This is a genomic window from Chitinivorax sp. B, assembly GCF_005503445.1.
Taxonomy (GTDB): domain Bacteria; phylum Pseudomonadota; class Gammaproteobacteria; order Burkholderiales; family SCOH01; genus Chitinivorax.
Genome location: NZ_SCOH01000053.1, coordinates 1 through 23,922, shown reverse-complemented (window position 1 = coordinate 23,922; position 23,922 = coordinate 1). Strand labels below are relative to the sequence as shown.

Annotated in this window: 23 protein-coding genes; 18 read left to right on the top strand and 5 right to left on the bottom strand. The window is 52.3% G+C overall.

Annotated features, from left to right (window positions below; genetic code table 11):
* Window positions 1-185 precede the first annotated feature (185 nt).
* From FFS57_RS21885 to FFS57_RS21870, 4 genes are all read left to right on the top strand, one after another.
* Complete coding sequence (locus FFS57_RS21885) at window positions 186-1,796, top strand: methyl-accepting chemotaxis protein (RefSeq protein WP_137939963.1); 1,611 nt, start codon at window positions 186-188, stop codon at window positions 1,794-1,796.
* A gap of 150 nt (window positions 1,797-1,946) precedes the next feature.
* Complete coding sequence (locus FFS57_RS21880; RefSeq protein WP_137939962.1) at window positions 1,947-3,428, top strand: hypothetical protein; 1,482 nt, start codon at window positions 1,947-1,949, stop codon at window positions 3,426-3,428.
* A gap of 12 nt (window positions 3,429-3,440) precedes the next feature.
* Entirely contained in the window at window positions 3,441-3,863 is a 423-nt protein-coding gene (locus tag FFS57_RS21875) for a substrate-binding domain-containing protein (protein WP_171014136.1), read from the top strand.
* A gap of 298 nt (window positions 3,864-4,161) precedes the next feature.
* Complete coding sequence (locus FFS57_RS21870) at window positions 4,162-4,635, top strand: winged helix-turn-helix domain-containing protein (protein WP_171014135.1); 474 nt, start codon at window positions 4,162-4,164, stop codon at window positions 4,633-4,635.
* A 76-nt stretch (window positions 4,636-4,711) separates the two neighbouring features.
* On the opposite strand, the gene FFS57_RS21865 is transcribed toward FFS57_RS21870, so the two are convergent.
* Window positions 4,712-5,311, bottom strand: coding sequence for a short chain dehydrogenase (locus FFS57_RS21865; protein WP_137939960.1), 600 nt, complete (start codon window positions 5,309-5,311; stop codon window positions 4,712-4,714).
* Between the two features lie 220 nt (window positions 5,312-5,531).
* On the opposite strand from FFS57_RS21865, the gene FFS57_RS21860 reads away from it, so the two are divergent.
* Complete coding sequence (locus FFS57_RS21860; RefSeq protein ID WP_137939959.1) at window positions 5,532-6,452, top strand: LysR family transcriptional regulator; 921 nt, start codon at window positions 5,532-5,534, stop codon at window positions 6,450-6,452.
* Window positions 6,453-6,543: 91 nt separating this feature from the next.
* Window positions 6,544-8,448 (top strand): molecular chaperone HtpG, encoded by a 1,905-nt coding sequence (gene htpG / locus FFS57_RS21855; protein ID WP_137939958.1) that lies wholly within the window; start codon window positions 6,544-6,546, stop codon window positions 8,446-8,448.
* A gap of 86 nt (window positions 8,449-8,534) precedes the next feature.
* On the opposite strand, the gene FFS57_RS21850 is transcribed toward htpG, so the two are convergent.
* Both FFS57_RS21850 and FFS57_RS21845 read right to left on the bottom strand, forming a co-directional pair.
* Window positions 8,535-8,984 (bottom strand): DUF2846 domain-containing protein, encoded by a 450-nt coding sequence (locus FFS57_RS21850; protein ID WP_137939957.1) that lies wholly within the window; start codon window positions 8,982-8,984, stop codon window positions 8,535-8,537.
* Window positions 8,981-9,274 (bottom strand): hypothetical protein, encoded by a 294-nt coding sequence (locus FFS57_RS21845; protein ID WP_137939956.1) that lies wholly within the window; start codon window positions 9,272-9,274, stop codon window positions 8,981-8,983. The genes FFS57_RS21850 and FFS57_RS21845 overlap by 4 nt, the downstream gene beginning before the upstream one ends.
* Before the next feature lie 633 nt (window positions 9,275-9,907).
* On the opposite strand from FFS57_RS21845, the gene FFS57_RS21840 reads away from it, so the two are divergent.
* The 12 genes from FFS57_RS21840 to FFS57_RS21785 all read left to right on the top strand — a co-directional run bounded on the left by FFS57_RS21840 (window position 9,908) and on the right by FFS57_RS21785 (window position 21,699).
* Window positions 9,908-11,020: a hypothetical protein gene (locus FFS57_RS21840; RefSeq protein ID WP_137939955.1), complete on the top strand. Its 1,113-nt coding sequence runs from the start codon at window positions 9,908-9,910 to the stop codon at window positions 11,018-11,020.
* A gap of 179 nt (window positions 11,021-11,199) precedes the next feature.
* Entirely contained in the window at window positions 11,200-12,420 is a 1,221-nt protein-coding gene (locus FFS57_RS21835; protein ID WP_249384117.1) for an alkaline phosphatase PhoX, read from the top strand.
* Window positions 12,421-12,725: 305 nt separating this feature from the next.
* Window positions 12,726-13,913, top strand: a complete 1,188-nt coding sequence (locus FFS57_RS21830; protein WP_137939954.1) for a type II secretion system F family protein — start codon at window positions 12,726-12,728, stop codon at window positions 13,911-13,913.
* Window positions 13,914-15,581, top strand: a complete 1,668-nt coding sequence (locus FFS57_RS21825) for a GspE/PulE family protein (RefSeq protein ID WP_137939953.1) — start codon at window positions 13,914-13,916, stop codon at window positions 15,579-15,581.
* Complete coding sequence (locus FFS57_RS21820; RefSeq protein WP_137939952.1) at window positions 15,562-16,353, top strand: hypothetical protein; 792 nt, start codon at window positions 15,562-15,564, stop codon at window positions 16,351-16,353. Before FFS57_RS21825 ends, FFS57_RS21820 begins: the two co-directional genes overlap by 20 nt.
* A 1-nt stretch (window position 16,354) precedes the next feature.
* The gene (locus FFS57_RS21815; protein ID WP_137939951.1) at window positions 16,355-16,900 is read left to right on the top strand and encodes a PilN family protein; all 546 of its coding nucleotides are present in this window, start codon (window positions 16,355-16,357) and stop codon (window positions 16,898-16,900) included.
* Window positions 16,885-17,430, top strand: a complete 546-nt coding sequence (locus tag FFS57_RS21810) for a GspMb/PilO family protein (RefSeq protein ID WP_137939950.1) — start codon at window positions 16,885-16,887, stop codon at window positions 17,428-17,430. Before FFS57_RS21815 ends, FFS57_RS21810 begins: the two co-directional genes overlap by 16 nt.
* Window positions 17,427-17,960, top strand: a complete 534-nt coding sequence (locus FFS57_RS21805; protein ID WP_137939949.1) for a hypothetical protein — start codon at window positions 17,427-17,429, stop codon at window positions 17,958-17,960. Before FFS57_RS21810 ends, FFS57_RS21805 begins: the two co-directional genes overlap by 4 nt.
* The gene (locus FFS57_RS21800) at window positions 17,957-20,305 is read left to right on the top strand and encodes a secretin GspD/PilQ domain-containing protein (protein WP_137939948.1); all 2,349 of its coding nucleotides are present in this window, start codon (window positions 17,957-17,959) and stop codon (window positions 20,303-20,305) included. The genes FFS57_RS21805 and FFS57_RS21800 overlap by 4 nt, the downstream gene beginning before the upstream one ends.
* Window positions 20,302-20,772: a type II secretion system protein gene (locus FFS57_RS21795; protein WP_137939947.1), complete on the top strand. Its 471-nt coding sequence runs from the start codon at window positions 20,302-20,304 to the stop codon at window positions 20,770-20,772. Before FFS57_RS21800 ends, FFS57_RS21795 begins: the two co-directional genes overlap by 4 nt.
* Entirely contained in the window at window positions 20,772-21,146 is a 375-nt protein-coding gene (locus FFS57_RS21790; RefSeq protein WP_137939946.1) for a type II secretion system protein, read from the top strand. The genes FFS57_RS21795 and FFS57_RS21790 overlap by 1 nt, the downstream gene beginning before the upstream one ends.
* A complete protein-coding gene (locus FFS57_RS21785; protein ID WP_137939945.1) occupies window positions 21,118-21,699 on the top strand; it encodes a type II secretion system protein in 582 nt (193 codons plus the stop codon). Before FFS57_RS21790 ends, FFS57_RS21785 begins: the two co-directional genes overlap by 29 nt.
* A 377-nt stretch (window positions 21,700-22,076) precedes the next feature.
* Here FFS57_RS21785 and FFS57_RS21780 read toward each other — a convergent pair whose 3' ends face one another.
* Window positions 22,077-22,481, bottom strand: coding sequence for a hypothetical protein (locus FFS57_RS21780; RefSeq protein WP_137939944.1), 405 nt, complete (start codon window positions 22,479-22,481; stop codon window positions 22,077-22,079).
* Window positions 22,482-22,764: 283 nt separating this feature from the next.
* Window positions 22,765-23,922 (bottom strand): RHS repeat domain-containing protein (locus FFS57_RS21775; RefSeq protein WP_137939943.1); only part of this gene is annotated, 1,158 nt, incomplete at its 5' end.

Sequence of the window (23,922 nt, the reverse complement as noted above, 5' to 3'; positions counted from 1 at the left end):
GCAGTATGTCAACACCAATCTTCTGAATCAATATATGATCAAATCAGAATTTGATTATTTTCTAATTTAATAATATTTGACCAGTTACCACCTGAGGCTCACACAAAATTAGCGTTGCGCACCACAGACTGGCTATATAAAGAAGAAGCACGGACGATTCCCCCGTTTCCGACCGGACCATCACGATGAAGCTACTTTCGGTACTGTCGTTAAGACAGAAGATATTGCTTGCGCAGTCAATCGCGGCGATCTTTCTGGTTATCTATGTGGCATACAACTTCACTGTTTCCAGCGACAATACCCGTCGGCTGGAGGTCATTCAGAATGATCTGTTCCCCACCCTGGAAGCAGCCAATAATAATGTCGCCCTGCTGGACAATATCATCAGTTCACTGAACTCAGCTGTTGCTGCCGGCGAAAAAGAAGCCTTGCAAAGTGTGGACGAATTGGCAAAACGTGTACGCATCAACATCGATAAGATCAAGCAGGCCGATACAGCTGGCAGTGCAGATGTAGCCAAGCTTGCTGACGAATTCAATGCCTATTACGATGCTGCGTCCAAACTCTCGACCAGCATGCTGGCAGGTCAGGCCCCCGATCAAGCGGCCATCAAAGGCATGGGGGACAAACTGGAATCCTATCGCAAACATCTGAATCTGTTTCGCGATGCCAGCTATAAACGTTTCACTGATACGGTTGAAGAGACTACCCGCTCACAAAATCGTGCCCTGATCGTCGGCGTGATTGGCGCCATCATCACTATTGGTGGCGGCATCCTATTCAGCCTACTGGTTTCGTTCTCCATCAAACGCAACGTGGATCTGGTGGTTCGATCACTACGTGATATTGCGCAAGGTGAAGGTGATCTGACGTTACGCATCCGCCAAACCAGCAGCGATGAGATTGGTGAACTGGTGAAATGGTTCAATACCTTTATTGAAAGATTACAAGATGACATACGCCGCCTGATCAGTTCAGTCAGTGCCCTCAGCGATACCACAGCAGAAATGACCAGTATTGTCGAAAGCACCGATGCCAGCATTGCAGATGAAAAACTGGTTATTGGCCGTGTTGCATCGCAGGTGGAAGGCATGGCCCAGCAAATTGAAAGTGTGGCCAGCAGTGCCGCATCGGCATCGGATGCCGCCAGTGTTGCCAATGCAGCAGCAGCCAATGGCTTGTCTTATATTCGCATCACCATTGACCGGATCAACGAACTGGCACAACGAGTGAATGAAGCATCCCGCACCTTGAAGAAACTGGAAGAAGACAGCCAGCAGATCAATGTGGTGGTGGACGTGATCAAGGATATTTCATCGCAGACCAATCTGTTGGCCCTGAATGCAGCAATTGAAGCGGCACGGGCAGGTGAACATGGCCGCGGTTTTGCTGTGGTTGCAGACGAGGTCCGTAGCATGGCAGCCCGTACCCGCGAATCTACCGCCCAGATTTTTGACATCGTCTCACAACTTCAAGCCACCACCGCGTCGGTTGTGGATGTCATTCTGACCAGCCAGCGTGAAGCGGAGAAAACAGTCGAGCAAGTCACTGGCTCTGGCCAAACACTGCAAGAGATCTCTGACAAGGTCAGTACCATCAGCAGCATGAACCAGACGATTGCCATGGCCACTGATCAACAGCAACAAGCCTCCGGTGACATCAGTTCACAAATGAACGATTTGCACCGTATTTCAGGCACCACCGCCGGACAAGGCAAAAAGCTGGCTCAGATCAGCAGCAATATCAAGCAGCTTACCGAGAATCTGCGCGAAATTTCCGGGCATTTCAAAACGTAAGCCCCAATCCGTGACCACGCAGTACAAGCTGATGCCATTCCGGTCACCAGAAACAGGTCAAGATCCACAGGCAAGCAGGGCGCAGGTTAGCCGGCAAGGCTGGCCAGTTACCCGTCAGACGAGTTCAAACAAGTTTCAGGAGGACATAATATGAAACAGCGCCTCATGGTAGCTGCGGTCGGTTCCGCGCTCATGGTGATGTCGCTTCAAGTTGCGGCAGACGGTGAAGATGCATTCAAGCTGCGAGGGTTTGGCACTGTGGGTGTCGTACATTCCAGCACCGATAAAGCGGATTACCGCACAGGCCTGAATCAACCCAATGGTGCCGGCTATTCGCACAACTGGGATTTTGGCGTAGACAGCAAGCTGGGCGTTCAGGCTGATATGAAAGCGAATGAGATGCTGTCAGCTACCATCCAGGTAATATCAGAACGCCGGTATGACAAAACCTTCAAGCCAGTTCTCGAATGGGCCAATGCCAAACTTCAAGCCACACAAGATCTCGCATTCCACGCCGGGCGTATCGCCCTGCCGGTCTATATGGTGTCGGACTACCGAAAGGTGGGTTATGCCAATCCATGGGTACGGCCACCAACGGAAGTCTATTTCCAAGTGCCGTTTTCACATTTGGACGGTGGAGATGCAGTCTACCGTCTGAATACCGGCAATGTTTCGACAACATTTCAAGCCTATGGCGGCCGGGCCAAGGACAAGATTCCCTCGTCACTGGGCATGAATGAAGCCGAAGGCAGACGGACCTTGGGACTGAACATTACCACTGAGATCAATTCCCTGACTTTGCGGGTTGGCTATGTTCGTACCAAGTTCAGCTATGCCGGCGATGCCATCAATACGGCGTTCAATGGTTATCGTACTGCAAGTTCCGGTGCCAGCCAGATTTCGGCAGGTGCCAATCAAGTCGCTGCAGGCGCCCAGTCTGCAGCCCAGCAACCACTACCAGCTAATCTGATTGCATTGCTGAATAGTCTGGCATCTTCTGCCAGTGCCACAGCCTTGGCAACGAGCACAACTGCGTCAACCGCCAGCGACGTGGTTAATCAATATGAAGCGTCAGAAGTACCGGCCTCATTCATTGGCTTTGGTGCCACCTATGATCCAGGTCAATGGTTCGTTCAGGCAGAATATACCAAACGCAAGACGGAATCTTTCGTCGGCGACACCACCGGTTGGTATGTCTCCGGTGGCGTTCGGGTGGGCAAGTTCACACCTTATATGACTTATTCCCGACTCAAGACTGATAGCGAACTGACCTCATCTGGTGCCAGCAGCGTCAATACTGCTGTACTGCCCAATTTACCAGCCATTCCGCAATTGGCGGCATTGCAGGCGGGTGTCGATCAGGTCAATGGCGGTGTGACCTCCCTTAATAATAATGTTGCCTTACTGAATGCTGGCCTGAACGGCTTACTGAATGCGGGCAATAATGCGCAACGCAATATCACCATTGGTGTTCGTTGGGATGTGATGAAAAACATGGACATCAAACTCCAGTGGGATCACCTGAAGATTGACAACAAAGGAGCAGGCTACACACTTAACAATACCCAACCCGACTTCGACCCTGGCAAAAAGATCAACCTATTCAGCGCTGCTGTCGATTTCGTGTTCTAAGGGGGAGACAAGATGAAAGCCAAATTGTTGAATGTGCTGCTTGCGACTCTGTTCCTGAGCATGCCAGTGGCACATGCCGAGATTGCAGTAGTGGTCGGTGCCAAGAGCGGTGTGGGTTCGTTGTCTTCAGATCAGGTATCGCAAATCTTCCTTGGCAAAACCAATAACTTTCCAGGTGGTGGCCAGGCAGTGCCGATAGACCAATCGGAAAGCGCTGGCGCGCGTGAGGAGTTCTATACCAAGGTCACGGGCAAATCGGCCGCTCAGGTAAAAGCCTATTGGTCCAAGCTGATTTTCTCCGGCAAAGGGCAACCGCCCAAGGAAGTGGGTAACGATGCTGCAGTGAAAAAATTGGTGGCCGATAACCCCAACATGATCGGTTACATTGAAAAAGGTGCCATCGACAGCAGTGTGAAAGTGGTGTTGTCGCAGTAACACTTGCTGCAACCACCCTGCAGGCTGGCAGCTCCGATGCGCCAGCCTGTTTTCTTTCGTGTACTCGCTGCAATCACTCGCACAATGTTTGTCATTTTGATACCAAATTGTTGCAAATAGTCCTTCTACATACGTCTCTGACCGGCTGACTCCAACCAGCCGACAGACGACCAGGCGCATATAACCAACACGAGGCGATTACATGGACTTCACAACAACAATCCGGCCTGTACTGCTATCACCCTGGCTATTGGCCGCCTGAGTTTCCCTGCCATCAATGTCGATCCCAAGCTCAGCGATGAGCAACTGGCCAAACAACCGGCACCATTCATACAACTCCATCCTGCTGAAGAACACTTTCCAACCAGCATCGACTGATTACCTCGATGCCGATGACCATATCTGTAAACCCTATAGCCTGCGAGACGCTACTGCCCGGGTCAAAGCAGTATTGCGCCGTCGACAACTGGGCTTGCCGGCACACACCGCGGTTCAGTTTGAAGATGACAAATTCCAAGCCCGATTGCATGGGCAGTTGCTGGATCTGACGGTCATCGAATACAAATTGCTGCAGTTGCTAGCCCACACACCAGGGCGGATCTTTGCGTGCGATTCACTGATGGATCGCATCTATCCGGATCGTCTGGTAGTGGCGGCCAGAACCATCGACAGCCATGTCAAAAAATTGCGGAAGAAATTGGCGGGACATGGCCAGATCACGATGACATTGAATCGGTATATGGCGCTGGCTACCGTTTCGTATTACCGGTAAACACCAGGCTGTAATAGACCTGCATCTCATCTGATGCCATCCCGGCCGGTGGGGACTTCCGGCCGGAATGTACAGATCAGAATACCCGATATACCTGTCCGGTTTGCGCACCTTCCACACTGCGTGAGTAGGCCAGTGCTACTCGTGCAACCGGTACCGCCTCGAACCCACGGAAATACGGCCCATAGGCGCCCATCGATTCCTGCAACACATTCGGGCTGACCACATTGATACGGATACCGCGTGGCAGTTCGATCGCAGCACCAAGAACAAAACCTTCCAGCGCGCTGTTCACCATGGATGCGCCACTGCCGAAACGAACCGGCTGTTCAGCCAGAATGCCACCAGTCAAGGTAATCGACCCACCATCGTTCAGATAATGCTGACCCACCAACGCCAAGTTCACCTGACCCATCAACTTGTCCTGTAGACCGATGTTATACAGCTCTGGCGTCATCTCCGCCAATGGGCCGAAATGCAGATTGCCCGCCGCCGAAATGATTGCATCCACTTTGCCGACCCGTTCAAACAATTGCTTCACACTGTCGATACGGGTGATGTCCACCTGAAAATCACCACTGGTCTTACCCACCTTCACAATCTCGTGACGAGGGGACAGTTCGTTTACAATAGCTTGACCAATCGTACCACTTGCACCAACAACCAGTATTTTCATGATTCACTCCTTGATAAGCATAAGCAAGATGAACGCTGTATATAACGTTGCCGACAAAACATTCAGCTAAGGCGCATAAACGAAGGCAGTAAAAGGCATAGCAAGTTTGCGTAACAATATCAGCAAGGTTTTGTGAGCCGTGCTTGCAGCGAAGTGGATGCATCTTAACCAGCCCTTTACAAAAGATAACTGGGGCTACAGTTGAAACATTGTCAACTCAATGGAAACAATTACTACACGTTTTGACTGGGCGATGGCCTTCCTGACCGTTGCAGACGCAGGCGGCTTCACCCGAGCAGCTGAACAGCTGGGCTGTTCCAAGGCCCATGTTTCGAAGCAAGTATCACAGCTGGAACAGGCGTTGGGAGCGCAACTGCTATATCGCACCACACGCCGGCTGACCTTGACAGAAGCCGGTCAGACCTATCTGGATTATTGCAGACGCTTGCGAGCTACCATGGGTGAAGCGGAACGCGCTGTCTCCACTTTACGGGAGGAGGTCAGCGGTCAGGTTCGCATTACCGCGCCCACCACCTTTGGCGAGGTGTATATGGGTGAGTTGCTGTTGGCCTTCAAAGTCCGTTACCCCAATATCCGGGTAGAAGTCGATCTGAGCTTATCATTCCGCGATCTTGAAGCGGATGGATTCGACTTGGGTATCCGTTCCAATGCCGCTCACTCCGACCGACTGATCGCCAAACCCGTTGGCGTCCGGCGAGATTGGCTAGTGGCGGCGCCAAGCCTGCTGGCACAAGTGGGTACCCCCACCCGACCAGAACAATTTGCCAACCTGCCCTGCATTGCCAACAATCATTTCAAGGATGCGTACCGCTGGCTGTTCTTTCAGGCAGAACAGGTCACCCCAGTGGAAATCAACACCTGGGTCAGCGTGAACGACTACACCCTGATACGCCGGTTATGCCTGGCCGGCACTGGCTTTGCTTGCTTGCCACGCTACCAAGCCGAGCCCGATACAGAGGCCAGCAAACTGGTTCGGGTGATGGCAGATTACGAACTACCTTACTTTCCGATTTACCTGGTCTACCCCTATCGCCAACCACAACCCGCCAAAGTCAGAGCCCTGATCGATTTCGTCAGCAACTGGTTTGCCCAACCCGAACGCAACGTGGTGCGTTGGTAAACGCAATGCAGCTTGGCACTTGAATTTGTGCCGGGCATCCCCATATGCCGTTCATCCCTTCAACATGACAATCATGGAGTAATCACCAACCATGACTACTGCAAATAAAGAAACACTGGGCTTTCAAGCCGAAGTCAAACAACTACTGCAACTGATGATTCACTCCTTGTACTCAAACAAGGAGATTTTCCTGCGCGAGCTGGTATCCAATGCATCTGACGCCTGCGACAAGCTACGTTTTGAAGCCATGTCCGATGCTGCCCTGTACGAATCGGATTCCGAGTTGAAGATCCGTGTCGATTTCGACAAGGATGCACGTACCGTCACCATTACTGACAACGGTATCGGGATGAGCCGTCAGGAGGTGATCGAGAACGTTGGTACGATCGCTCGTTCCGGCACCCGCGCTTTCTTCGAAAACCTGACTGGTGATTCAAAGAAAGATGCCAACCTGATCGGTCAGTTCGGTGTGGGCTTCTACTCTGCCTTTATCGTTGCCGATCGCGTCACCTTGATCACCCGCCGCGCTGGTTTGACTGCAGACCACGGGGTGAAGTGGGAATCCACCGGCGAAGGTGAATTCACACTGGAGAATGTCGACAAGGCAGAACGCGGAACCCAGGTTATTCTGCACCTGCGTGAAGGCGAAGAAGAATTTGCCAATGACTGGCGCCTGAAGAGCATCCTGCGCAAGTATTCCGACCACATTACCCTGCCGATCGTCATGACCAAGTCACCGGGTTATGACAAGGATGGCAACATCACCCCCGCCGAAGGCGACGAAACCGTCAACCAGGCATCCGCACTGTGGGCACGCGCCAAGAACGACATCAGCGAAGAACAGTACAAAGAGTTCTACAAGCATGTCGCTCATGACTTCGAAGACCCACTGGCATGGAGCCACGCACGTGTCGAAGGCCGCCAGGAATACACCGAACTGCTGTACATTCCGCAACGTGCACCGTTCGACATGTGGGACCGTGAACGTCGTCATGGCGTGAAGCTGTATGTGCGCCGCGTCTTCATCATGGAAGATGCCGACAAGCTGTTGCCGCATTACCTGCGCTTCGTTCGCGGCGTGATTGATTCCAGCGACCTGCCACTGAACGTATCCCGCGAAATCCTGCAACACTCCAAGGATATCGACGGCATCCGTGCTGGGTGCACCAAGAAGGTATTGGACTTGCTGAGCCAGATGGCAGAAAACGAGCAGGACAAGTTCGCCACCTTCTGGAAGGAATTCGGCCAAGTCTTCAAAGAAGGCGTAGGCGAAGACCACGGCAATAAGGAAAAGATCGCCAAACTGTGCCGTTTTGCCTCCACACATGCTGATACTGATGAACAGATCGTCAGCCTGGACGATTACATCAGCCGCATGAAAGAAGGCCAGGACAAGATCTACTACATCACCGGCGACACCTTTGCGGCAGCCAAAAACAGCCCGCACCTGGAAGTATTCCGCAAGAAAGGTGTGGAAGTGTTGCTGCTGTCAGACCGTGTCGATGAATGGCTGACATCTAATCTGTTCGACTACGCCGGCAAGACCCTGGCTTCCGTTGCCAAGGGCGATCTGGATCTGGGCAAGCTGGAAGACGAAGCAGAGAAGGAAGAACAGAAGAAGGCTGCAGACGACTACAAGGCGCTGACCGACAAGATCAAGGACGTACTGGGCGAACGAGTGAAGGAAGTACGCATCACCCACCGCCTGACCGAATCAGCATCGTGCGTTGTCGTGGAAGAACACGCCATGAGCGGCCATCTGGAACGCCTGTTGAAGCAAGCCGGCCAAAGCGTTGATAGCACCAAGCCGATCCTGGAGATCAACCCAGGCCATATGATTGTGCAAAAACTGCACAACAATCTGGACGGCGAACACTTCAGCGACTGGAGCCACATCCTGCTGGATCAAGCTCAACTGGCTGAAGGTGGCCAACTGGAAGACCCCGCCACCTTCGTCAAGCGCCTGAATGGGCTGATGATGGCACTGTCCGCGTAAGCGGTTTTAACGGTCGACAAAAAGCCCCGTCATTTGGCGGGGCTTTTTGTTTGTATGGCTGAATCAGATCATACCCAACCAATATATTACTTCTTGGCTTCTGGTTCACCAGTAAAGCTCAGATCAGGTAATTCAGCTTCTGCCACAGCTGAGTCAACCAGTTCAAAATTGATACGGCCAACCATCAAACCCATGGAAGGTGATGTCTTGATGTACTTCACTTCACGAACACCCAGGGAGAAGGATAACGTGCGCTCAACTTCCGTACCTGTCATCGCTTTAAAATCACCAGCAGCGCGATCCACATAGAAGAAGCCACCAGGCTTGGATGTGCCAACCACAGTACCATTCAAAGAAATATCTGGCTGAATGGCAGCACCAAACATAGATGATGCGCGATAGAAATAAACACGACCTTCACCTTCTTTTACCGTCGGCATAGCTTCTTTCATTGCTGCATATTTAACACCAGAAGCACAGCCAGTGGTCAGTGCCGCAACAATCATCAATGGCAACGCCAGTTTAAACGATTTCATTTATTGTCCTCCCAATTTAAATCAACTACTTTACTTAAAGGCGAAAATGCTTTTTCACCTGGTAAATAATAACCAACTAGCTGGTTATTATTTACAACCAAATATGCCTCATGCGTATTTGCACCGCGAATGCTGAAAACCGAATCCTCGGATCGATAGACAGCACGCTGCCGCAATGAACCGACATGTCGCCACTTCGAGTGTGCGGGTAATAACCGTGCATAACCATGATGGACATCAACCCGCGTGGCAACCTGTAATACCTTTACATCACCAGGCAGATCAGCCAACTAATAATCAATGACATTTTCACGTATCACTTCAGCCGCACAACCTGCGACCAAACTGACGATTGACACCAGGCACATGCGATACAACATAAAGAAGCAGCACTTCCCTGACTACACAACATTAATCCGGCGAAACCATTGTAATCCAAATTATACGATGCAATTTATCCGCCCCAAGCAAGCGCAAGATTACATCTGAATATCATCATGAAATCACTCATTAACTCCACCGCGCACATTAAGCACCAAGCATATTCAATTCAGCCATAGCAGCTGAAAAAACGCTTAGAGCAAGGCTGGCTCCACTTTACACGTCCATTTCGTGGCAATTTCCATAAGAAATGACTTTCATTCCGTCAGAAGTATATCCAGTCATTCACAAGGAATTTCCAGCATGCGGATTAGGAAAGATAAATTGCTGTTTGATAGTATTTTTTCGTAATAGACAAGGCTTAATCATCGCCGGTTGAACCTAATGCGTATAACCTTTTTGAACAACAGATCCATCGTCAGACCGTTGCCCGTCAATGATTACAGTCGGAACCATGGGCGTCATGCCCTGCACCATGTAATGGAATGCCCGGCGCAGGCCGGTGCTACACATGCCTTACTTGCCGCGACGAAGGGACCCAGATGACCACCGAATTCTTACGCACCAAGCCGCATGTGAATATCGCCCTGATCGGGCAAAACATCGTAGACCGCCATGCGTTGCGGCAGAACATGGTCGATGTGGCTGGTAAGCGGCTGTGCAAGACCAGTAAAAGTGAAACACGGCGTTTAGGCAATCCAGCACTGGCTGAGCTGGAAACCCAACATCGTCATTACGCCATCAACGAATCACCAGGTGAGGGCCCTGGCATGATTGCGACTTTGTGTGGCACCGACATTGCAGTTTTGCTGGTTTCCACACTGGATGACATCGAGTACAACCGGCAGCCGATCCTGACCCTTCGCCAACTGGGTGTCCGGCACCTGATGATACTGATGGGTCAGTGCGAGTCCGATATCAATGTCAAACAGGCAGATAACCTGGAGCGTGTCATTCGCAAGCAACTGACAGACTACGAATACCCAGGCGATACCCTGCCGATCATCCGCAGCAATCAGCAAGTGCTTGAAACGGACATCCTCCACCTGCTGGCCTACTGTGATGAAATCCCACCGCCCGAACGTGATCTGACAGGTTCACTGAAAATGCCGATTCAACATGTCACCGGCGGTACCGGCGGCAACGTTGCCATTTCTGGCTGCATAGTGCGTGGGACGGTAGCCGAAGGCAGCATTGTGGAACTGCTTGGCTTTCAGGGCATGCGGCAGGGATACTGCACAGCGGTAGGCACATTTGACAAGGTATTGACCGAAGGCCAGGCAGGTGATCAGGCAACGGTGTTCCTGAGTGGGTTGAGCTTGGCCGACGTCTATCCAGGCCAAGTGCTGGCCCCCTTGGGGAATCTCTCTTGCTGCAATCGACTGATGGCGGATGTCTACCTGCCCATGCCAGAGGAAGGAGGCAACGGGCTGGGGTTGATCACTGGGGATCGGTTGACCTTCTGCATCGGCAACAGCGAGGTCGAAGGCACGCTGGAACTCCCTCCGGAATGGCAAACCGCCGTGCCCGGCAGCACCATTGAACTAACCATTGCCTTGGCCGCCCCTACGGTAATGGATCGTGGTGAAGGTATCTTCGGCTATGACGGCTCCGCCCTGATGCTGGCTGGGAATGTGGCCCGTCTACTGAATTGAACCAGCCATTGCGCCAGTACCACAACAAGCACGTCATGTCGCGTTGTTAGGCTTACCCGGCACGATACAACCTTACCGGCCGGGCGTCTGCATCAAAGACGCCCGGCCTGTTTCATCCGCAGTACCTCAATCAACCGCCGTTGGCGCCTTGCGCCTTTAACTTTTAGGAAAAGGGAGAGATGATGAATCCGGATGACCTGAATACAACCCGACGCCACCTGCTGCGTGCCAGCCTGATGACCTGTGGCTTGCTGGCCATTGGTAGCAAAAGTGCGCTGGCCAACAATCTGTTCGCGGTACCAGCCAACCCGCGCAATGAAGACGGCCTTGAGCCCATCATGGCAACCGGTAATCTGGGTCCTCTACAACCACCCAATGCAGACGGCCTGCGGCTGCCTGCCGGATTCACTTCACGCATCATCGCCCGTACCGGTAACACGGTAGCCGGCAGCAATTATGCTTGGCATCGTGCGCCCGATGGCGGTGCCACCTTTTCAATGCAGGATGGTGGCTGGGTGTATGTCTCCAACGCTGAAATTGACGATGACAAAGGTGGTGTAGGCGCCATTCGCTTCGATCGCAAAGGCAACATCATCAGCGCCTACAGCATTTGTAGCAATACCTCGCGTAATTGTGCCGGCGGTCCGACACCTTGGGGAACCTGGTTGACCTGTGAGGAGGTGGATCGCGGCCGAGTGGTGGAATGCGACCCAACCGGAACCCGCGCGCCCATTGTCCGCAATGCACTGGGCTGGTTCGATCATGAAGCGGTCGCCGTCGACACCAGTACTGGCTATCTGTACCTGACCGAAGACAAATCAGATGGTCGCCTGTACCGTTTCCGGCCTACCGTAGCAGGCAATCTGAACAGTGGAACCCTGGAAGTAGCACGCCGGATCGGTTCATCGGCCCCCTATCAATTGCAATGGTTGGCCGTTCCCAAGCCCAATCCCAGCAGCAGCGGAACACGTACCCGTCGACAAGTGAAGAAAAGCAGCAGCTTCAACGGCGGTGAAGGCATCTGGTTTCACAGTGGCGTGATCTATTTCACCACCAAGGGCGACAACCGGGTCTGGGCTCTCACCACCCGCAATGACAAGCTGGATATCATCTATGATGCTGAAACTGCCCCCAATCCCATCCTGACAGGAGTAGACAATGTAGTAGTGTCCAAGCGGGGGGACATTTACGTGGGTGAAGATGGTGGCGACATGCAAATTATTGTGATCTCACCAAACAAATCGGTCGCGCCGATTGTCCAGGTGGTCAACCAAAACAGCTCGGAAATCACCGGCCCAGCCTTCAGCCCAGATGGCACCCGACTTTACTTCAGTTCTCAACGGGCGACCTCTTCCGGTGGCATCACCTACGAGGTTACCGGCCCGTTCCAATCAATCTGATGTGATTGGCATGTACCCGTTATCCCTAAGCACGGGTACATGCCAGATACCTTAGCTCAGCATACCAATTAGTTTATTAGCATAAATTAATTAAAAAATAACAAATATAAACCTTAATTTCACTTAAAACATGATGCAATATCATTCTCAGCCCCCTAAACCCGTGAGATGTACTTTTAAACTACCTTGCAGCGGCCTTCCCGCATTTCAACAGCCCATTTCCGTAGTCACTATCTAACTGAAAACCAAGCTGATTAAACAAATAGACAAGCACAAAAACACATAAATAGGTAAAATATTCTGCTATGCGGCATTACCAGGCAAAGATCCTCAAGAACGGCCAACTGGCCGTTTTTACTTTTGATGCATCGTCAGACGACGAAGCACGTTCACGCGCGACTGAAGGCGGCGCGACGCTGGTATCGCTCAAGGCAGCCGGTGGTAGCCTGCGCTGGCCCACGCTGCAACGGCACGGATTTGATCTAGTCCTGTTCTCGCAAGAACTGACCGGCTTGCTGGATGCAGGACTATCAGTCATTGAAGCATTGGAAGGCTTATCTGAGAAATCCACTGGCGGGGTTTACCAGCGGGTCATCAAGGTGCTGGTCGCCGCGCTGTATGAGGGCAAATCGTTGTCACAAGCGATGGCTCTGCAGCCAGATGCCTTTCCGGAAATCTACATCGCCGGCATTCAAGCCAGTGAACAGACCAGTGGATTGGTGACGGCCTTGTCTCGCTATGTGAGTTATCGCCAACAGGCTGAAGTACTGCGTAAAAGACTGATCGGCGCATCAATCTACCCTGCCATCGTGTTTGTAGTGGGGGTTGGGGTATCGCTGTTCCTACTGATCTATCTAGTACCCAAGTTCAGCCAGGTATATGAAGGCATGCCCAACAAGCTGCCCACACTATCCCAATGGCTGTTGACCTGGGGAGGGTTTGCCTCGCAACACCTGGGCTGGGTGCTGGGCACCTTGACATTGCTGATTGTGGGTACCATTGGCGCATTGGCATCGCAACGCGTGCGGGCCAAGCTGTTGAATCTGTTGTTGACCATCCCAGCATTCAACCGGGCTTGGTATCTGGTACAGCTAACCCGCCTGTATCGTTCACTGGGTATGTTGCTGGTGGGTGGTATCCCCTTGGTCAAGGCTCTGAACCTGTGTACACAGTTGCTCCCCCCTTCGCTGCAACCACGACTGTCTCAGGCCGAACAAGGCGTGCGCGAAGGCTTGAGTCTATCGACAGTCTTTGACAAACAACACCTGTCCACACCAGTCGCCACCCGCATGCTGCGTGTAGGTGAGCGAAGTGGACAGTTAGGCGATATGCTGTTGCGTATTGCCCAACTGAATGACGAAGATATCGAGCGCCTGACCGACAAGATCATGCGCATCTTCCCCCCCTTGTTATTACTGGCCATTGCGATGTTTGTCGGGACCATTGTCGTGCTGATGTATCTACCCATTTTTGATCTGGCCGGGAGCTTGTAAATGCTGTCGCTCTCCCTGCCCATGCTGACTGAGCTGCGCCAACAGGCACATGCCCAGCAAAGCCATGTGGTCGAACTGCTCAAAACACAGCACGGGCTGAGTGATCAGGATGCGCTACAGCAGTTAGCCAACGTCACCCATTTTCCAACCCAAAATCTGGCTAGCCTGCAGCAGGCCACGCCAGCGTTTGAGTTGATTGCCTATGCTGATGCACTGGCACACCATTGTGCAGCCATTCGGGATGACACCGGTCAATTGGCCTTGTTGCTGACCGACCCGTTCGATGCAGCTTGCATCATGTGGGCAGAGCAGCAATTATCTGAGCCGGCACCATGGTATCTGATCACGCCAGCAGAAATGACAGCCCTGCTACGCCAATGGGAACGTACCGAACGCGCGGTCGATCGGCTGGATACCGGCAGCCACGCTGAAGACAACCGCCAACAGGTGGCAGCCAGCATTTCCTTGACTTCCATTGCGGGTGAATCCAGCGCAGCGGTCAAACTGGTGGATTCCACCATTTATGATGCACTGATGGCTGGCGCATCCGATATACACATCGAAGTACATGCCAGTGGCCTGTGCATTCGGTATCGGTTGGATGGTGTACTGACACAGGTAAAGCAGTTGTCCGGAATAGAGTTGGCAGAACAGGCCATTTCCCGCCTCAAGGTGATGTCCGAGCTGGACATTGCCGAACGCCGCATACCGCAGGATGGCCGATTCAAAGCGATCGTCAGCGGTCGCGAGATTGATTTCCGAGTATCGATCATGCCCAGTGCATTTGGTGAGGATGCCGTACTTCGCGTGCTCGACAAACAAGCATTGGCCAGTTCAATGGAGGGATTGCGGCTGGAAAGCCTGGGCTTTGACCCAGACATGCGTCATGCCATCCGTCGCTTGTCCAAAGAACCCTATGGCATGCTGTTGGTCACCGGGCCCACAGGCTCAGGCAAAAGTACCACGTTGTACGCAGCCATTGGCGAAATCAATACCGGCGAAGACAAAATCATCACCATTGAAGATCCGATCGAATATCAGTTGCCAGGTGTTTTGCAGATTCCAGTCAACGAGAAGAAAGGCCTGACCTTCTCACGTGGCCTGCGTTCGATCCTGCGGCACGACCCAGATAAAATCCTGGTCGGCGAGATCCGCGATGCCGATACTGCACAGATTGCCGTGCAAGCGGCCCTAACCGGCCATTTGGTCTTCACCACCGTGCACGCCAACAATGTATTCGATGTACTGGGGCGTTTTACCCACATGGGGGTGGATGCCTACAATTTTGTCTCTGCTTTGAACGGCATCGTTGCACAACGGTTGGTACGGGTACTATGCACCCGTTGCGCTACGCTTCATCAACCTGATGCCGATCTGCTCACCGAATCCGGACTGGACGGACAGGACCTGACGGCATTTCGCTTCATGCGTGGTCAGGGGTGTGGCGAATGCCGTGGCACCGGCTACAAGGGCCGCAAAGCGATTGCCGAGCTGCTGCAGTTCTCCGATTCGATCCGTGAACTGATCATCAGCCGCGCTCCAGTCACCCAATTGAAGGAAGCCGCAACCCAACAAGGCTATCAGCCTTTGCGAATGGCCGCGATGGACATGGTCAAGCAAGGTCTCACCAGTTTGCAGGAAATCAATCGTGTTACCTTTGTGGCGTAATCGGGCTTATTTATGGCTGTCACCCACACAGTGGGCATTGGGGTGTAAACATCCGGTTGGTGCGGCATGGCACGCGGTCTTCAATGGCGAATTCACCACCCGCCATACCCGCGATACCATTGCTGATGCCCTGCCAGCCTTACTCCAGCCATTGACCACTGCTCACTGCCTTTACATTCAGCTTTCAGCGCATTGGTCATTACAAGGCATCACCCCCTGGCAGGAAGGAATTGAATCATTCAATGAGCTGACCACGCTCGCCGAGCACCAGTTGGCCCAAGCCATCGGCCATTCCTTGCAAGACTGGCAAACCAGTGTGATCGAGCAAGGGTGGCAACAACCCGCTGTGTGTTGTGCACTACCAACCCAACTGATTGGACAGTTGGCCCAGCAGGTACAGACCCATGGCCACCATCTGGTCATGATCGAACCTGTGCTCAATGGCCTATCCAAATTGGCACGTCGGCACAACTTGCAACAGCAGCACAGCTTGCTGATCCAGCATGAACCCGGCATGTTGATGAGCTTGCGCCTGATGAATGGCAACTATCAGCAATGGTTAACTCGACGGATGCCCGATCAGGTTGATACCCTGCCGGCAATGCTCAGCCAAATACTGGCCATGCAATCTGTCATGCCAGAACGTATTCTGCTCTCAGGTGCTGCCTTGGCCAGCATTCAACACTTGGCCGGCTTTCGTGGTGAACTAGCCCACGTTGCCTTGACACCGGCGCAGGCTGCCGCGCCACTTTCACTGGCATGGTGTAGTTAAGATGGCAACACTGGATTTCAACTTCAACCCGATTCGTCGTCGCCCTGTTTGGGTATGGGGTATCCTGGGTCTTGGTATGGCACTCATGGTGCTCACCACCATCAGCACTTATCGAAACGCTCAGACCAAGCAACTACACACCCAGCAACTGGTTCGACTACACCAGCAGCGAACCCTGGCAGATCGACCGGTAGTCACCAAGCCTGCAGACAGCAAGGCACAACAAGCAGCCGATACCATTCGTCATACGTTGGCTCAGGATTGGGAGCCCTTGTTCCAATCCATCGAACAGGCACGTTACAAAGGTGTGGATCTACTCGCAGTTCGGCCAGACATGGCCAGCCACACCGTCTTTATCAGCGGTATGGCACGCTCTTTGCCAGATGCCGACAATTACCTGCGCCGCCTGCAACAAACCGGCTTGCTACAGCAAATCCATTTGCGGGTGACCGATTCATCGACCAATGTGAGCGATCCCGCCGCATCACAGGTGGCCGGCGCCCACGACATTCAATTTGAGCTTTCGGCAACATGGCAAGCACGTTAAGTCCACTGATCTGGCTCACCCAACGTTATGTTCGACAGCTGGGCCTGCCCGGCTTGATCGGCCTGGCAGGAATCATCTTGGGTAGCGCTTATTTTGTGCTCTGGCAACCCACCCAGCAAGCTGCATTACAGCAACTGGAACGTGATCTGAAACTAGGGCAGCAGCAACCAAAAAAATTGCAGGCCACCAATCCAGCCATACAGGGCCGAGTCTTGGCTGCGGCCTTACCGCCCATCGACACCCTGCCAGACTGGCTGGATGCCATGGCAGATGTCGCCGCCACGACCAAGGTCACCCTGGGCAAGACTCAATATCAACTCAGCCCAGTCAACGGCTTACCGGTACAGCGATATCAGTTGACGCTGACCGTCAAAGGCAGCTACTTGAATGTACGACAATTCATGCAACAGCTAATCAGTGGTATTCCGCATGTCGCCATTGATGGTGTGGCCTTAGAGCGGGCCAGCATCACTCAGCCGACCGTAGATGCCACCCTGCGCTTGAGCTTCTTCTTACAGGGGGCTGCATGACGCGCTCCCGTCTACTGATCATTCTGTTGGCCCTGACGCTGCTGGCCAGCGTCTTCAGCCTACTACAAACCCCAGCCGATGACGAAGTGTTGCTGGCGACTTCGCACTCAACGCGCCCCACGGTACAGCCCACGATAGGCAAGGCAGCCAACTCACCAGTCGTGGCCCGTGGTCAAGCAGGGCTGCCTTCCCGTCCAGCAACCCCAGCGCCACTGGCGGACATATTTGAATCTACTCCAACGGCTTCCACCCCCGTTATCGCGTCGCCTATTGTCACCCCACCACTAGTCGATACCACCCCACCGCCACCGCAAGCACCTGCACTGCCATTTGTCTATTTGGGCCAATTTCGGGATGGCAACGTCGTATCGGTCTACTTGGAACACAATGGTGAGCCATTGACGGTCAAACCAGGTGAGACCATTCAACAGACCTATCGGCTGGATGCAATGAATGCACAAGGGTTGACCTTCACCTATTTACCGCTTAAACAGCAACAAACCTTACCGCTCGGGAGTAATCCGTCGTGACGTCTCACCCCAAAGCAGTCCTGCTGCTTTGCCTTATCAGTACCGGCTGTGCCAGTGACTGGAGTATGTACCAGGCCCGTAACGACATTGCTGCTGGCAAAGTCAATGAAGGCATCAACCGCATGCGCCATACCGTCGAAGCCAACCCGGACAATGTTGGCTACAAGATGACCTTGAATGCGGCATTGGAACGTGAAACCAGCCAGTTATTCGTTCAAGGTGAATCCCAGCGGCAGGCAGGCGAACTGGATAGCGCCCTCAAGACCTTCCGTAGGATTCTAGCGCTGCATCCCGAGCACATTCGTACCCGCCGCGCCCTGGAACTGATCGAACGCGATCGCTGGCATACCGGCCTGATGCAGGAAGTTGAACAAGCCCAACGCAACGGCGAGACCGACCGAGCACAACGATTACTGAAGCTGATCGTGTCGGAGAATCCATCCAATCAAAAGGCTAAGCTGGCACTCAATAAACTGGAGATGAGCAAGTACCAGGCCGAGGTCAATGCCCAACAACTCAACCCGGCAATGCGTAAACCGATTACGCTTGAATTCCGTAATGCGCCGTTACAATCGATCATTGAATTGATCTCACGCCAGGCCAATCTCAGTTTCATCTTCGATCGTGACGTACGGGGCGACCAGCGTGCCACCATCTTCGCCCGCAATACCCCACTGGAAGACGCCTTGAATGTCCTGCTGACTACCAATCAGTTGGACAAGAAGGTACTGAATGATTCCACGTTCATCATCTACCCAAAGCAACCACAAAAGCAGAAGGAGTATCAGGATCTGATCATCCGCAGCTTTTATCTGCGCGGGGCCGACCCGAAACAGGTACTGAATCAGATCAAAGCCATCACCAAGACCAAGGATGCATTCATTGATGAACGCCTTGGATTGCTGACGGTACGTGACACACCCGAAGCAATCGGTGTCATCGAAAAATTGATCAATACCCAGGATGTCGTCGATCCAGAAGTGATTCTGGATGTTGAAGTCTTGGAAGTGACAACAGACTGGGCCTATAACCTTGGGCTGGAAACGCCGACCAGCATTGGTATCAGTGTACTCGGCAGCAGTGGTAAGCCAGGCATTCTCAATAATAATGAGATCACCAACCTCAGCCGCAACATGTTGCAATACTCGATTTCCGACCCTGCCTTGGTATTGAACCTGAAAAATACCACTGGCGGCGGGAACACATTGGCCAAGCCACGAATTCGCGTACGTAGCCGCGAAAAGGCCAAGGTCCATATTGGTGACCGCGTACCCGTGGTGACCACTACCACCAACCAGCAGACCGGTTCCGTTTCGGACTCGGTCAGCTATCTGGATGTTGGTGTCATGCTTGAAGTCGAGCCACAGGTTTATCTGGGGAACGAAGTTGGCCTGAAACTCGGTTTGGAAGTCAGCAACATCGTCAAACCCATCACGACCAAATCCGGTCTGTTGACGTATCAGATCGGTTCGCGCAAAACCAATACCGTTCTACGCGCACAAGACGGTGAGACTCAGGTACTGGCGGGGTTGATCCAGAATTCCGATCGTGAAAATGCCTCGCATATCCCTGGCCTGGGCAATTTACCCCTGTTGGGTCGGCTGTTCTCCAATCAGAATCGCGAAAATACCAAGTCCGAAATCGTCTTGCTGATCACACCACGAATTGTCCGTAGCCTGGACACGCCAGCTGTCAGTGACATGGCAATCTATTCCGGCACGGATGGCGAGGTGACCAACACTCCGTTGCGTTTGCGCCCAAGTGCGCTGGTCGGTTCGCAGTCGGCAGGTAGTGAACAGACTACTGCCATCACCACCAGTATTCAGCCTGCGGGGAATGATGCAGCAACGCCAGCTACAGGCAACTCAGCGCCTCCAGCCAAACCGCAACCCACACCGACACCAACTTCACCCTCAAGCAGTGACACGCACGCAAGCGGCGCAACTGGCAAACTGGATCTAACTGTGCCCGCTAAAATCAGTGCCGGTCAAAACTTCACACTGACCTTGTCACTTATCCCCGGCAAGCCACTGGCCAGTGCCACAACTGAGTTGATCTACAATCCAGAATTCATCGAATTCATCTCCGCCAGCCCAGGTGAGGCCGCACAAGCAGCCACCGGTTTCAGCCTGACCCCACAAACTGCCCCTGGCAGGGTAAGCTTGAATATGGTGGCGCCAACTGGCATCGCTAAGGGTGGGCAGCTAGTGAATATGACCTTCAAAGCTAAAACCAGCACAGCTATTCCATTATGGTTGGGTATTGGCCAGGTGCGTGCGACGGATCTGCAAGGCAATCCCGTGAATCTGGATAGCCCAGCCCCACGGAAGATGGAGTTCGAATGAGCCAGCGCGGCTTCACGCTGATCGAGATTCTTGCCACGCTGGCCATTCTCGCCATCCTGGCAATGGGTGTGCTGCCAACCATTCAACTGTTCTCGCAACGCGCTCGCGAACAAGAACTGCAACGGGCGCTAATACAGCTGAGAGATGCCATCGATGCCTACAAGCAAGCTGCCGATGAAGGCCGCATCGCGAAATCGGCGGATGAATCTGGCTATCCCAAAAATCTGAAGGTACTGATCGAAGGGGTCAATGACCTTAAATCTCCCTCACCACGTCAGCTATATTTCCTGCGTGCGATCCCGCGCGATCCATTCGCGCCGGATCCCAGCGCGCCATCAGAGCAACACTGGGCACTGCGCAGCTACCAAAGCCCCCATGATCAACCCAAGCCCGGTAATGACGTGTATGACATACACTCACATAGCGAGGCCATTGGCTTTGATGGTCGCCCCTACAAGGCATGGTGATGCGTAACCGTAGCGGATTCACTTTGATTGAGTTACTGGTTGTGCTGGCCATCATCGCTACGCTGGTCACCATTGTCACGCCACGCTATTTCAACAGCGTAGACCGAGCCAAGGACGCAACTCTGCGACAAAATCTGGAGTCGATGCGCACTGCCATCGACCAGTATTACCATGATCGAAATCGTTACCCCACCACCCTGCAGGAATTAGTTGATCAGCGCTACCTACGCCGCATCCCCACTGATCCCATCACCGAACGAACGGACAGCTGGCAAGTCATTCAGAATACCGAAGGAGAAAACGCCGGTGTAGTGGATGTCAAAAGCGGGGCCAAAGGTGAAAGCCATGATGGCAAACCATATGCAGACTGGTAAACCCACCCACATTCTGAGCGGTACTTGCCCACCACTGCACCCTAGCTGCCCCCCCCATAAAAACCAACACGGTCTAGCCTACATTTCACTACTATTTATGTTGGTATTGATCACGTTAGGGTTGGGTAAAACGCTGGATGTCTATGGTCAGCAGAAACAGCGCTTTCAAGAAAAACAACTACTCTGGGTGGGCACTCAATACGCGCGCGCTATCCAACTGTACTACGAAACCTCCCCTGGTACCCAAAAACGCTTCCCGCCTAGCCTGGAAGCACTACTGGATGACACACGCTTCGTCGTGACCCGTCGGCACCTTCGACAACTTTACCCAGACCCGCTCACCGGCAAGGCTAATTGGAAACTGATCATAGCGGCGGAAGGTGGCATTCAAGGCATCGCCAGCATCAGCAACAAAATGCCCATCAAACAAGAAAACTTCCCACTTCGCTGGCAAACCTTTGCCAAGGCCACACGATTCGACAACTGGCAGTTTGTCTATGCCCCTAAACAGCTTTCAGGGCTTGGTAACGAGAAGCAGGCAATACCACAATAACAACAAGGAAGATGGAAACAAAACTCCGCATTTTGCCAAAGGCTCCAGAGCAAGATCGAACTTTTGTTTCGTAACTTCCGGCACCTGACAGAAGTGCAGGATCGAACTTGCTTTTGGCATAGGAGTTAGGCTTGAGACAAATCGCCAAGCTGGGGAAAGCGCCTAAAATCCACAGCTGATTTATACCAGAAGCGTACTCTAAGTAAATCAACCACGTTCGTAAAACGTGGCTCTGCCTTATGCCCCCAGAGAGGGCACATCTAGTAGCCCTTCGGAGAAGGCCTGCTTCTCGGTTCCAATTGAAGCTGTTGCTGGTGCAATTCTTCTTGCTGTTCAGAGGCCAACCGTCTATGCAACAGAGCTCAATTTAGGCGTAGTTAAGTGTCTACTATCTCAATGTAATCACCAAAATTGATTGGCTCATCAATTATCCAAGCATCTAATACTTGTTCTTGAAGTACTTTTCCAGCGAGAAAGCGTAATTGTAACCATCTTGCATCAGAAACAAATACTGCTTTTGAACTAGATACTGGCATATTCCATACCAGCTCAATCAATGCATTTGCAGCAGGATTATCAAAACCAAATTCATCCAGCCAGCTATCCACATAGGTTTGCAGAGTAGTCACTAAAAGTGCAGATCCATTTGTAGAAACAAACTTATCTCCAGAGTAATCTTCATCAGGCAATCCACCAAGATATACCAACTGATCCTCAATAGAACAGGTTAGCAACGAGAGTAGCATCCAAACAATCTCTGCACCCGATTCAGGCTTAATCACAATTTAGCCTTCAAAGTTAAAGGGTCACTCGTCCTACAACATGACGAGCGCCCCCAAGGCGGGATCAAACTTTCATTTGGCATATAAGTTAGGCTCGCGATGAATCGCCGAGTTGGGGAAAGCACCCAAAACCCCCAGCCGATTTATGCCAAAGGCGTATTTTCACTGGTGAAAGTGTGCTTGCCCTACACAAAAACTCACATGCTAGGCATGCAAAAGCCATAGTTTATGGATGCCATTGGCAAGTTCGATCCCGCCCTGAGCGCCCCCTAATAACTAAATGTTACTTATTCCACTTCATTACATGATAATGGAAATTATTGTCCCGGATCACCGAAATTTCATTTGTCTTGACACCTGATGCCCCACCATGTCCAGCATTGAAAGGATGATAGTCCATTCGAACCAATTGTCTTAGGGATCCCATTTCCATGCCAATCCCAGTTAGCTGCCCCGCTGCGCCGCTTGGACCACCGAAAACAAGCTTTACAGGAATCTTTTCACGCCCAAAGGTAACTCTGGCTGGCGTCGGAATACCCTTAGGAGGTAACGCGCCAGGGGCGACCAAAGGCATGTATATCAATGCTCCAGTTAACTTTTGCCCCTTTTCCCTTGATTTTGCATACCCCATTGACCAATCACCGATACCTGTGCCAATTGCTTGAGGTATATGTATTGCTGCACTTTCCGCAGCCTCCCTAAAATTTATACCAGACAGCGGGGATGATCTTGAGGCATCTGCTGAACCGAAGCTAGTGGCATCACCCAATACCTGCCTTGCGGTATTTAATAGTTCAAAGAAGCCCACCACAGCACTAACTTTGTCATAAGCATTGAGCAGCCAATTGATCCGCATGCCAACATTCATCAACGTGGACTGAATGTTCATGCTCACACCAACATCAGCTATCCCCATCAATCCGCTTGGATCTACTGTATTTACCCCATCAGAATTTGCATAGATATAGTCGTTTAGTGAGATTGGCTTATGCTGATACCCTACAAATGGGTCTACTGTAACGAATCGACCATTGCTTGGGGACATAAAGCGAGCCCGCAAGTTGTACCATCCCAAATCGGAATCAAATTGCTCTCCAACAAATTGGTAAGCATTCTGGCTAACGCCAGTGCGATAGAGTACCCCCCCCCAACCGTCATACCCATAAGAGTCGGTCACATTGCCAGTACCGTCAGTTAACAAGCGTATGCTACCCAGTGAGTCCTGATGGTAGTAGCTGAGAACGCTGCCAACCTTCTGGGCGATTAATGCATGACCAAAAACATATTGGGTCACGATACCTGCAGGATCAGTACTTTCAAGCACCTGCGCATAATCACGATTCGCATCGACCAACCAGCTGGTCTTGGCAGAACCATTCACCGTCTGGCTGACGCGATTACCCTCAGCATCATACGCATAGCGAACGGAGGTACCGATGCT

What these genes read in the sequence shown, in the direction of transcription:
- FFS57_RS21885 (WP_137939963.1), top strand. Translation starts at nt 186, where the DNA reads ATGAAGCTACTTTCGGTACTGTCGTTAAGACAGAAGATATTGCTTGCG.
- FFS57_RS21880 (WP_137939962.1), top strand. Translation starts at nt 1,947, where the DNA reads ATGAAACAGCGCCTCATGGTAGCTGCGGTCGGTTCCGCGCTCATGGTG.
- FFS57_RS21875 (WP_171014136.1), top strand. Translation starts at nt 3,441, where the DNA reads ATGAAAGCCAAATTGTTGAATGTGCTGCTTGCGACTCTGTTCCTGAGC.
- FFS57_RS21870 (WP_171014135.1), top strand. Translation starts at nt 4,162, where the DNA reads ATGAGCAACTGGCCAAACAACCGGCACCATTCATACAACTCCATCCTG.
- FFS57_RS21865 (WP_137939960.1), bottom strand. Translation starts at nt 5,311, where the DNA reads ATGAAAATACTGGTTGTTGGTGCAAGTGGTACGATTGGTCAAGCTATT.
- FFS57_RS21860 (WP_137939959.1), top strand. Translation starts at nt 5,532, where the DNA reads ATGGAAACAATTACTACACGTTTTGACTGGGCGATGGCCTTCCTGACC.
- htpG (WP_137939958.1), top strand. Translation starts at nt 6,544, where the DNA reads ATGACTACTGCAAATAAAGAAACACTGGGCTTTCAAGCCGAAGTCAAA.
- FFS57_RS21850 (WP_137939957.1), bottom strand. Translation starts at nt 8,984, where the DNA reads ATGAAATCGTTTAAACTGGCGTTGCCATTGATGATTGTTGCGGCACTG.
- FFS57_RS21840 (WP_137939955.1), top strand. Translation starts at nt 9,908, where the DNA reads ATGACCACCGAATTCTTACGCACCAAGCCGCATGTGAATATCGCCCTG.
- FFS57_RS21835 (WP_249384117.1), top strand. Translation starts at nt 11,200, where the DNA reads ATGATGAATCCGGATGACCTGAATACAACCCGACGCCACCTGCTGCGT.
- FFS57_RS21830 (WP_137939954.1), top strand. Translation starts at nt 12,726, where the DNA reads ATGCGGCATTACCAGGCAAAGATCCTCAAGAACGGCCAACTGGCCGTT.
- FFS57_RS21825 (WP_137939953.1), top strand. Translation starts at nt 13,914, where the DNA reads ATGCTGTCGCTCTCCCTGCCCATGCTGACTGAGCTGCGCCAACAGGCA.
- FFS57_RS21815 (WP_137939951.1), top strand. Translation starts at nt 16,355, where the DNA reads ATGGCAACACTGGATTTCAACTTCAACCCGATTCGTCGTCGCCCTGTT.
- FFS57_RS21810 (WP_137939950.1), top strand. Translation starts at nt 16,885, where the DNA reads ATGGCAAGCACGTTAAGTCCACTGATCTGGCTCACCCAACGTTATGTT.
- FFS57_RS21805 (WP_137939949.1), top strand. Translation starts at nt 17,427, where the DNA reads ATGACGCGCTCCCGTCTACTGATCATTCTGTTGGCCCTGACGCTGCTG.
- FFS57_RS21795 (WP_137939947.1), top strand. Translation starts at nt 20,302, where the DNA reads ATGAGCCAGCGCGGCTTCACGCTGATCGAGATTCTTGCCACGCTGGCC.
- FFS57_RS21790 (WP_137939946.1), top strand. Translation starts at nt 20,772, where the DNA reads ATGCGTAACCGTAGCGGATTCACTTTGATTGAGTTACTGGTTGTGCTG.
- FFS57_RS21785 (WP_137939945.1), top strand. Translation starts at nt 21,118, where the DNA reads ATGATGGCAAACCATATGCAGACTGGTAAACCCACCCACATTCTGAGC.